This window comes from Anaerobacillus sp. ABD4_527, from assembly GCF_056160805.1.
On the sequence record NZ_JBSWXZ010000002.1, the window covers coordinates 293,070 to 305,105 of the forward strand.

The 12,036-nt window shown below is 40.8% G+C and carries 4 protein-coding genes; all 4 read left to right on the forward strand.

Translation table 11 applies throughout. From position 1 onward, the window contains the following. The first annotated feature begins 378 nt into the window (after positions 1–378). The 4 genes from ACXAHI_RS13735 to ACXAHI_RS13750 are packed head-to-tail and all read left to right on the forward strand — an operon-like array spanning position 379 to position 11,896. On the forward strand, positions 379–2,595 hold the full coding sequence (locus ACXAHI_RS13735) for a vWA domain-containing protein (protein ID WP_474848711.1): 2,217 nt from the start codon (positions 379–381) through the stop codon (positions 2,593–2,595). Positions 2,596–2,611: 16 nt separating this feature from the next. Next, positions 2,612–5,986 carry a tubulin-like doman-containing protein gene (locus ACXAHI_RS13740; protein WP_474848713.1) on the forward strand — a complete coding sequence of 1,125 codons (3,375 nt, stop codon included), beginning with the start codon at positions 2,612–2,614 and terminating at the stop codon, positions 5,984–5,986. A gap of 1 nt (position 5,987) precedes the next feature. Continuing rightward, positions 5,988–8,075, forward strand: a complete 2,088-nt coding sequence (locus tag ACXAHI_RS13745) for a hypothetical protein (RefSeq protein ID WP_474848715.1) — start codon at positions 5,988–5,990, stop codon at positions 8,073–8,075. Further along, positions 8,072–11,896, forward strand: coding sequence for a hypothetical protein (locus ACXAHI_RS13750; RefSeq protein WP_474848717.1), 3,825 nt, complete (start codon positions 8,072–8,074; stop codon positions 11,894–11,896). The genes ACXAHI_RS13745 and ACXAHI_RS13750 overlap by 4 nt, the downstream gene beginning before the upstream one ends. The last annotated feature ends 140 nt before the right edge of the window (positions 11,897–12,036 follow it).

Here is a 12,036-nt window from a genome sequence, read left to right on the forward strand (position 1 = left end):
TGCCGTGATAAATTTGCCTCGCTGTTATGAATAGGTAGAAATGAAAGACCTCGAATTAGAGGATTAACCCTGACAATAGCTTCTAAGACTATAAAAGAAATATTTAAAAATAGACCACAGCAAAGAAGATTAATAGATCCTCTTCCTGAACAAATCTCCTCTCAATAACTCCCACCAGGTAATAAAACCCCTCCATTATTCCTATCACCATCAACCTCTCAATCTATCCACCCCATTACTTGAAAAACCCCCAAGATAAATAAAACCTCCACTCAATCAATAGTCCTAGGTAGAAGGAATCCCAACACCAACGTCGAATCTTAGTTTTAGGAATTAGCTTCCAGTAATGTAATCAACTTACTAAGAGAGGAGGCGTGCATGAAGAATTTTTTGATCGTGACCAGTTTTCTCGTTTCATTCTTTTTAGTTGCTGCGAGCGTTCATGCAAATACTAATGATGCTATCCCGAAAAAGCGGATTGTAGTGCTTGTGTATGATGATTCATCAAGTATGTTTGAGGGTTTGGATCAAAACAGTAATACTGTGGCAATCGACAATTGGAAGTATGCCAACTATGCGCTTCAGAGCTTTGTTGGTTTACTTGATGAAAGTGATGTTCTAAAGGTTGTTCCGATGAGTGCATCTAGTCGGGTGATAGAAATTGGATTAGGAGAGAGAAGTCGCGAGAAAGAAATTGAGAACATTAGATCATGGGTGGGGGCCGGAAATACGCCAGTTCAATCCATACATACAGCCGTTGAGGAACTTAAGGAAACTTCTCAGAGTTATCCAGATGCAGAGTTATGGCTTGTTGTGTTAACGGATGGTGTGTTCACTGAGTTTATAGATTCAGATACTTCTCAGGATGAAAAAGATAAGGAACGAAAAAAACTTGATGAGACGCTTTGGAAGCTTACAACAGCGTTTCATACGGAAAACAGATCTTTCAATGGCGCACTTGTAACCATCGAATCGAACTTAATTCCGATTGAGAAAAAACTAATGACCGATTTCAAGAATCTCTTTCAACGTACGACAGATGGTACGTTGATTGAAAGCAGCGATGACGGTGATATTGTATCGAGCATTAATCAGGTTGCTGCACTTATAACCAATCGTGATCCTTCAACAGATGAGATTTTTGACCTGAATCCAAAGATAAAGGGAGATAAGATAACCCTAACCTCACCACTGCCGCTCGAACGAATAACGCTGATCGAGCAGTCACGACAGAACAATTCCCCGTTTAATCTTGCCAATTTTAAAAGTAATGAGGTACCGCTGCGCGTTACGGGACCATTCCGTATTGAAACGCCAGATGACCCTAACCAGTTAAGTCCTTCTATTTCAGGAAGTGTTACGCACATTCAGCACCAGAATGCGGAAGAAACGATTCCTGAGGGAGAAATTACACTCACTTTAAAAGAACCGCTTAGTAAAGAACAACGAGAGCACATCCAGATTATTGCAGAGCCCGCACTGGATTTTACTTTTTCTGTATCAAAACTAAATGAAGACGGTAGCGTCACGAAAGATAAATCAGCGTTTTTCGCTGGCAGTAAGATGAAGCTAGATGTTTCGATTATGGATAGTAAAGCGAATCGCGTTCTTGAGCTCGATGACGAGACGGTCGCTCTATTTGAAGTAACGGGACAAATTGAAGATGAAGAACTGGAGCTTGCGTGGAACGAAGAGGATAAACAGTTTACTGGCAATTTTAAACTGATTGAGAAGGATGACATTGCTGTAAAAGTGAAAGTTCGAATAAAAGGATTGTATCAAAAGGAAAAGTCGATGGTTATTCATGGCTATCCGATTCGAAACCTTGAACTCCAAGCGGTTAATCCAGAGTGGCGTGCAAAGTTAAATGAACTGAATACCGCAGAACCAATGGTTGTGAAGCCGATGATCGATGGCGAAGCGATAACAGAAGGTGAGCTTACAGAGATTTGGAGTAATGTAACAGTTTCTACTCGCGAAAAACGGATGATCTATGAGCTAAGTCAGAAAGGGAACACCATTTTGTTAACGACAAAGCCGAAGTGGCCCCTCATGCTTGCATCCACAGGGAAAATTCCGGTGGACATTCAGTTGGTAGGAAAATATCCAGGCGAGAAAGCGAAGCTTACCTTGTATCCTGTCGTTGAAAACATTCCCTGGTATCAAAAGTATTTACCTTTTATCGCAGGTGTCCTCTCTATCTTACTAGTACTTTTGTATATTATCGGCATCCTTATAAAACCGAGATTCAAAAGCAAAAGCAGTCATATGAGTCGCCAGGTGTTCTATATAACTAACGGAGAGAGGCGTCCAGGCAGAACGATGACGGAAGATTTTAAAACGAACTTTATTAAACGCTGGCTTATTCCATATGTACCTGAAAAGAAAACAATTGATAATCTAACCTTTAAGGCATCTAAGGGGGGAGAAAAAATCCTTCTTGCCAGGCAAAGTCAGAGTCCCGAGATGGTTGTTGTGGATATGAAGTTAGGGGAAAGAAGTGGCGAGAAGGATATTAGGATTTATAGCAATGATTCGATTGTAATTTCTCAAAGCAATAAAGAAGAGCATTATGTATTCCATACCGGTGAATAAAGAGAGGGGAATAATAATGAAAAATGATAACGTACCTACAATACTGATTGGACTTGGTGGGATTGGGAGCACAATCGCAAACAACATTTATGGAAACATTCCAGAAGATCGTAGAGACAGGGTAGCGATTCATGCGTTCGATACTGATGTGAATAGCATCAAGAAGCTCTCTCATTTGAAAGCGAATGTTACGCAGACGAGTACGAGAAAGTCGGTAGGCGAGTATCTTCATCAGAATGAATCCTTACTTTCATGGTTTCCTCCTAATCCTCAGCTGAGAAAGAAAACGATGACAGAAGGAGCGGGGCAAATCCGAGCTGTTTCGAGGCTTGCTTTTCGATCTGCGATGGCGGATGGAAAGATGAATGGCTTATGGGAGAGTGTTGAAAAGATTTTTCCTGTTCAAAAGGATAATACAACGTATGGTGTTCGTGTCATTATTATTTCTTCTCTTGTTGGCGGGACAGGGTCTGGTATCTATCTTCAGGTTGCGATGTATCTTCGCGAAATGCTTGAAAGAAAGCTCGGACAGGCGAGTGTTCTTATTCGAGGTGCTTTCTTGCTGCCTGACATCCTCGTTAGAAGTAATGCGTTAGATGATCGAGAGTGGGAAGCTGTACAGGCGAATGGATATGCGAGTTTAAAAGAACTCAATGCGATCTCACGCATTGCTTCTTCACCGAAGGGAAAAGATGTCACGATTGAGTTGGAATACCGGCCAAATCAGGTCGACCTTGAAGGAAGAACGACGCATGCGATCACGGATAAACAGCTGCCTTATGATTTCTGTTTTCTATACGACTATGAGAATTTGAAAGGGGAGCACCTCTCTGGGGTTTCTGATTACATCGATCAGGTTTCGCAAACTGTGTACCTTCAGCTGTTCAGCCCGATCTCTGCGAAGCATTTTTCACAGGAGGACAACCAAATTCTTGAGCTTATCGGTTCAGAAGGAAGAGGAAGATACTGCGGGGCTGGTGTTGCGTCATTAACGTATCCGTATGAAGATATTGTAGAGTACTGTGCACTCAAATGGGCTGCTGGTGGACTTGATGAAGCCTGGCTTAAGATTGATCAAATCTACGAGGAAGAGCTCAAGCGCTATGAAAATGATCTTAGAAGAGGGATCAACCGAGAACGGCTCAATCGCGGCGAACGCTTCACTTCAACGTTTGATCAGCTAGTAAACGATGAAATTCCACAGCCATTCTTTAAAGAAGTGGAAGGACAGGTTCGAGAGGAACTTTCTAATGGAAAACGGGGCAGCGGGAAAGCTGGACTATTTATAGAGGCGATGGAAGAACGCATCAAGCAAGTGATCAAGAATGATCCAGACCTTAACGCTCAGTCCAATAAATGTCAACTCGATGAAAAACTATTAAAGATGGAAGACAAAGTGAAGCGAGAAGTTGAGCAAAGTGAGTTCGCCCTTGCACTATATAAGGATCAGATTAACAAAAAAGTATATGAATATCGCACTTTCCTCCACCACCAAATCATTGACCAGGATTACGACAATCCAAGTGGGGGAGGGGGACAAAATTATAGATTAAATACATGGTTCCTGATGAAGCCTCGTCCAATTCATCCACTTGGTGTTCGTTATATGATGTATAAGATTCATCTGATGCTGCGCGAGAAAATTGAAAAATTACGTGAAGAAAATAGAAATCTAAAATATAAAATTGATAGTTATGAGGATGCTTATAACCTTAGCGGTACAGAAGAAATTGAGGATGCGGTTCGACGAATAGAGTTGGCACTCAAGCAAAATCTGATTGGTAGAATTTTAAAAAGTCAGTTAAGGGATTTTATGGAAGATTATATTGTGCAAGCAAGAAGACAGCACTCGGCTTTAACGGCTTATAAAGAGTCGTTGTTGTTAGAGCTCGTTTTTGTATCAGTTGATCAATCCATTCAAGCAATGATTCAGGACTGGGAGCGGTTCTTTGAGAACTTAAAGGATACTAGAAACACCTTGTTATCAGAAATAAATCAACAGGCATTAAAATACGAAGGAATCATTAATCCTACGAAAGAATACGTCCTTGCAACAAAAGAAAACCAAGAGAAGCTGTGGGAACTCGTCAGCCAGGATATTCATAGAGGAATTCTGCCAGATGGTATTTCTAAAGAACTCTATCTAAGTCATTATAAGCAGTACTGTGAACGAGCGAACGCAAGGTATGAGTCCGATTTCTTTAATGTCATCAAAGTCGAAGAACTTTATCGAAAGCAGGTATTGGCGTATTGTCGTAAACAATTGAAGGAGCAAAAGGCGGATCGTCTTGACCTTGACATTATTATGGCATTACGGAGAGAAGCAGCCTTTACGGGGAATGAGCCTGAGAAGCATATTGAAAGCAGAATCTCACATCTTGCCCATCTCTCAAGTCCATTTATTCCGTTTGTACCTGAGCATAGAGAGCTTAAGTTCTGGGGAATTCATAGTGAGAGTGCTGAGCGATTAAGTGAGCAACAAAAGCATGAGTATTTTATGGATAAAGAAGTGAAGGATGATGCTTTTTCAAGACATGAGATCATTTGCTACAGAGCCCATTATGGCCTTAGTGTGGAGAACTTTCAAAAGTTTTCTGCAGGTGGAGAGTCTGAGAACTTCCAGCAGCTGCCGGGTGTTTATTTCGAAGCATATCGAAAGCGAATCGATCGACTTAATCGAGGAGAAGCCACTGTAACGCCTCACCTGGATAAAAATTGGCACTTGCCAGCATATTTACCGGATTTAAATCCTTCTCATGCAAAGCTTGAAGTTTCAAAAGCAGATCGCGCATTTTTGCTAGGTCTTATTTATAAATGGATTAAGCTTGTAAATGAAGATGGAAGAATGGTTTATCAGTACCAGGGTTCTCAGGGATCAAGACTTATCAGGCAGTCAGGAGCAGTTATTGGAGAAGACATGCATCAGCTTCATCAAGCGCTCCCGCATAATCCAGTAATTTACGATGAAATTCTAGATCGTGCTTCTGAGATGCAGGCGTTTTATACGAAGAAGCATAAAGAGATTGGAGAGCACAAATTTATTATAGGGTGCTTACATGTTACAACGATTACGAAGGATTTCCTCCACAATATTCTTGACGTTGGATTTCTTTACGAAAGTGAAAATCCGGGTGATGAAAGTCTGCAGGAGGTTGGTGATCGCCTTCGTAGCTGTCTATTGAATGAAATTGAACAGTATTATATCCAGCATTATGGAAATCATCGCAGATTCAGGGCGCGAATGGATGCGGCTGGATTTATAGAAAATCTTTGGGAGGAAACGCAAGCTGTTGAATCTGTTGAAAAAGATTCCGTTGAATACAATTCATGGAAGAATCAAATTCATAACAAATTGAATTCGTTAAAAACAGAAGAAGTAAGGAAGCATTAAGATGCGTTCGATTATCATTCACGTAGACGAGAAGCCTATCGACTGGCACCTGATCGAACCACTTTTCTACAAAGCACGTGCTCAGAAACAGACATCATTTTTTTCATTAACTTCACCAGGTTCTGAGATGGAGTTCCATGCACTTACTACTGCTATTGCACACTATTTAGAACGCGAGCAAATAGGTGAGTGGCAGCTTGTTCTGTTGATGCACGAAGATCTGTTAAACAAGTTGACACAGCGTCTTAGTGTGAAGCTTGCAGGTATTACCACACATGTCCTCTCGCCTCTCGCGGAGGCAGGGCATGTACCATTCAATAAAGTGGTCATCGCAGGAAGTCGTGAAAGAGAACTGGCTCATAGTTGTACAAAAATGTTGCTGGAGCTAGATGCCACAGGCTATGTGACTGAATATTCCGCTGGAGCTACCAATCATTTTACACTTGATGAAATTCATTCCTTGGATACTAGCTGGGGTGAGGATCTTGATTTACGGAAAGCAGGAACGATTGATACTCCCAATGAAGAGTTCCTCCGTGAGCTTTCCCTTCGAGCGGGTAGCTTGAAGCTCCATCTTACGAATTTAATAGATGGAAAGAAGGAGAAAATCGCAACAACACCTGAACTCTTACAAGGTGACAGTCTTAGTGATGAACAGCTACAGGCGATCTATCAAGCGTTTGAAGAGGGTCTTTTACGATTTATTGAACCTCCTTTACCTATGGAGATGAATCAATTCAAGCCGTCAAATATGCTAAAGGAAATTTTATTGAAGAATGTGAGCCTAGCTGCTGACATAGAGGGTTTCCGTTTATTGTGTATCAAAGAAACTGGCTCATCCGTGAGCAGGAAAAAAGCTCAGCTTTACAATAATGCATTTTTAATCAATGCCCTCGTATTGTATCCAAAATGGATTGATAAAGTACGGAAAGGTACGGTTCAGCATGTAAGCGTTGGGCTTGATGAAAATAAACTGCAACTCATGTACCAACAGTACTGGAGTCATCTGAATGAGATGCTTGGGAAGCTAGAAGATCGAGAGTTAGAGGATGTTCATTTCAGTATCAAACCATTCTCGGACCCAGAGCTGTTACCAAACTTTTCTGCTGCTTTAGAAGAAGTTGAGTGTGAAGCACCTCGTTTTAAGCTCAGCCAACGACGCACGTACGGTACTGATTGGAATACCTTTCTCGAGACAGTTGAGAAACGGTTGTATGAGCGAGAACAAAAGGCCGTTGAAGCTGCGCAAAAAGCTGTTTGGAACATGAGTGTAGCAAAAAGGCAGGAGCATCTGTATCAAGAAGAAATGATTGTGAACTTGAATACTTATTTAGAAACGCTTAAACAAAAACGGTACACGCTCCAAAATGAGTTGGAAGAAAAGGTTCCCTCTACAAAAGCGAGTAGAGTAGAGTGGAGGGAATACGCAAGGAAATTAAATGATGCGATGATGCTTAGACTCACATGCTTTCCTTCTTTCACAATCGTTGCTCTATCGATTCTTACCATCCTGTTGGTGTTACTCTATCCACATATGAATTCTCTTACACTCTATCAAATTGGAGGAGAACTACTGATGTTTTCCTTGTTGTTTGTTTTGGCTTATCGAAAGTTAGTTGCGCCTATTCACAAGCTTGTGGAAGAGGCGAATGGAAAGAGAGATCATTTTGTTAAAAGTCAGAACGAAGCACAGTTCGCTTACAATCATTATTTAAATAAGCTCTACCATATCACGATCATCAGTCAACAAATAAGTCGCGTCGAGAAAGAAATTAACAAGCAAGCACAGGAAAATATGATGTACCGCTGGCACCAAGGAAAGGTGCGTGAACATATGAAACTAGCACAACGTTTTGTTAGTTCCAGGGACAGTCATCAAAGGGTAAAGCTCCAACGTGATCTGAATTTATCAATCGAAAAGGATGTTGTGCACAACCAGCTTTATAGTCTGCTGGATACTGATATAAATCAAAAAGGAGAACATATTATTACGATTGCGATCGGGCGATCAAAAGAGTCCTTGAGAGCGGATGAGCTAAAAGCGATCTCACACATCGAATTTGGAGAAGAGCTGGTGGTGCGACTATGAACCCATACTTGATATTGTTGCTGTTCTGTTGCATTCTTCTCATTCAAATTGGAGGCCTGAAGCTTGCAAACTATCGAAAAGAAATGCGTTATCGTCAGTTCTGGCTCCTACCTGCAGCCTTACTATTTGTCAGTGGATTCCTCTTATTTAACAAGTATATTTTGACCCATCTAACAGGGTTTCTCTATGAAATCGTGCCTCTTGCTGAAGGGTATACGTCTTTTGCTATCAACACATTTTTACTGGGAAGCTTTCTTGTTCTCAAGCTAAGCGGGCAAAATATTGTTGCGTTTACGCAGTATGTTTTTCGAAAGAAAAAGAAGAAATCTGTTTCTAGACTGAAGATCCCGCGTGTTATTAAACGGCTAATCATTCTCTTACCGGAAAAGCTACGAAAATCCTTATTACGTAAAGATTCTACTACTGTAGCTTTCTTCTATAAGCGTAAAGGAGAACAGGTGGTTCTAAAAAAAGAATGGGTGTTTACGAGTATTCTTCTTACCTATTCCGTAGCGATCCCAGTTATCATACTGTTTTTGTTAGCGGGAATGAGTATCTTCTTCCCAGAATATATAGCACCTGTCATTCCCGGAGAGTATCCGGTCCTATCGTTTATCCTCGTTGCTGAATTTGCATGGTTTCTCGGAGGTCCCCTTCCTATCCGTAAGTATGGTGTTATTCAAGGGGATGATGCGATCGTTAACAAATCCGTTGATTACGATCAGCTCTACAACGAGTATGAAAGGCTTTGGCCTGAACGCATCTTAAAAAAGGCGATACTTGAGGGCGGAGCTTTTAGAGAATCTCATTACTACTATGAAAAGATGACTACAAACCATGAGGTGCAGATGCAAATCAACGCATTATGTGACCGGTTGAAACGTGAGAGACATATAATTCGTGAGAGCTACTGTAGAATATATCGAGATATTCTAGAAGAAAAAGATATATTGATTGAAGATCCACACTATCACGATTTATCTCCTTATCTATTTGCTGGACTAGTACGGTTACTTACGTGCAATAAGAAGATTGCCGTCATCGCATCCTCAAAGTCACATGCAAATGAAATGGTGGAATGGTTGAAGAGCGGCATAGTTGAACGAGAAGAAGAAGGGGCTATTTTTACAATCGCTACTTTTCACGAGGTAATCGAGCAAAATATCCATGCAGATGTCCTTGTGCTTACACCAGCTGATCTATCGCATGCCTCGCTTCATCATTATTTAAGTCAGGAGAAAAATGCGATCGGATGCGTTATGCTTCCTGAAGCGGAGAGAATCTTGAATAGTTACGGGCTGTTTCTGCAACAATTTATAGATCGATTGAAAAGAATTTCCGAGGAGCAACCGCATATCATTATCTTATCAAAATGGCAGGAGGACCTTGAGCAAACTGTTCGTAATTTGCTCGGCGCAGATCCAAGAGATAATGAGCCATTCCTACCTCTAAGTACTAAAATCTACTATATGCTATGGCGTAAAGAAGGGGACGCTTTATTTCAGGATAGCGTCGTTTCTCGAATGGTTCATAGGAGAATCGAGGCTGATGCTGTGCTAGCGGTACCAGCTATTAAATATGGCGTGGAGCGGATCACGTATCTTAATCAAAATCGAAATCCAATCGAAGAAGGGCTAGAGGAGATTAAGGATAACCGCGAACAGTTGAGGTCATACATGGCAGAAGCCTTTACTTTTGATACCTTATCCAATCGAGCCATTTTTCACAGGAACACGTTAGAAGTTTCCATGGACGACTATCAATTTGCTATCGTTCGAGACGTTGAATGTAACGTAGTCGACACACTCGTTCAATGGTTGCCAGCTTCAAAGAAGGTAGGATTCATTCATGTTGTTTCGCCACCCTACTTATTACGAGACTATCTGACTAACTGTATTGACTATTTCATTGATAATAATCGAAAAATCTCTCCTCTTTCCATTAAACCACCCGTTTCGCTGTGGAATAATGCTTTTCAATTGCTGGACCGCTTGTGTACAGGCGGAATAGAGGAAGAAGAAGTTCGATCTATTTTAACTAAAACAACTCTTAGGTTTCATACGGTGGTGCATGGGATTAATCGATTATTTAACGAAGCGTTCCATCATGAAAATGACTACAGCCGCATGATCGAAATAAATACAGTCCTCCATTTCAATAAAGACCGAATAGAATTCCAGGAAAAAACATATTACACGATGGCTGAAGGACTACGGCATATATTACTTCCTGACTGGTTAACGTATTACGATATTAAAACGCAATCAGGGATTGTTCTTGATCAGGTTCTAAAAGGAAACGTGTATCAAAATTACCTCGAAGGTCAGTTATGTTCATTTGAAGGTAAGCTATACTCCGTACAATGCATCGATCATATGCGAGGTGTAGTAGAATTATCGTTTGAAGTCCCTTTCAAAAAAGAACGATATCGTAATAGTATTAGCTTTACTGTGACGAGTGTTGGAAAGCCATTGAAACAGTTGGGACAAAAGCAAAAAGAAAGGTTCACGGTTACGTTCAACATGATAGAGAGTCATGTGAAAGCTGAGACAAATGGCTATTTTTCCTTTGAAAAAGGTGTCGATCTGGAATGCGAAAAAACCAATTTTATTGCGGTGAATAAAGAGGAAACAAAAAGAGAATACCGAAATAGTAAAGCATTGGAAGTTAAAATTGAGACGCGTGATAACCTGCTACAGTCCTCTGAGCAACTAGCATTTACGCTTTCCTTCCTATTAAATGAAGTATTCGTTTCACTTTTCCCTTATAGCCATCAATACATTGCAGCAAGCACCGTTCTACCAGAAGACTACTTTTCAACAGAGGTACAATTCACAAAAAACCTGGGTTTACTTTATCCACAAATGACGTTGGATGGGTTAGAGAATACCGGGAACGTTCTAGCACTATATATAATAGAAGATTCTCCAGTCCACCTCGGAATTCTTGAAAGTATCATGCATCGATTTGATCACATATTGGAGATCCTTGATGATTATCTGCACTGGTTATTAAATGAAGATGGAACTGATTATTACATTAGACTGGGTGCTGAAAATTATTCGCCACTCCTAAATCTTGAAGACACGCTAAGCTTGATCGAACAACTACTTCCGTCAAACACTCTAAGAGAGAATCGTCTGAAAAACACAAGCGGTACTTCTATCAGAGAAGTTCCAATCATAGAAAATAAAGGCCAGTGTGATTTTTGTGGTAGCATGCTTCCACCTTCAGAGTATGACAGGTTAGAGGATGGGCGAGAACGATGTCACAAATGTGCTGTAAGTGCAGTCGACGTAGTGGATGATTTAAAGCGGCTTAACATCAAAGTAAGGGGTGCGTTAAAGGAATATCTCAACATAACGGTCAAAAGTGAGATAGAAGTAACCATGGTAAACGCAAAAGAACTTCACACGCTCGTTGGAGAATCTTTCATACCGACGCCTAGTAGAGATAGCAGGCTAATTGGCCTTGCGGTGAAAAAATCTGCAGATCATATGTATATCTATATAGAAAATGGCGCACCAACGATCAACACCATCGGTACCCTGGTCCATGAGCTCACTCACATCTGGCAATATGAGAATCTCGAAATAAGCGACCTTTCAATTGAAACAATGGAAGGACATGCAGTTTGGACAGAAATTTATATTTGCGAGCAGATGGGTGAACATCATTTTGCTGAAACTCTAAAAGAAAATATGCAGATGCGAGATGACTGCTACGGTGTTGGCTATCGAGCTATGTTAGAACTTCTGAAGGAAAATAACTGTGCCGATCCATTTGAGTTGTTAAGCAATAAAGAAGTTATTATAAAGTGAGAATGCTTCTTTGCTCTAAAGTGACATGGTGAAAAAAGTAGGGGTTTTAGCTCTTCACCATGTTGCTTTAGAGAGTTAAAACGAGTGTGAGGAAAACAGAGTATAGGGGAGGAAACGGAAGATCGATAGTTTTTTAGGCA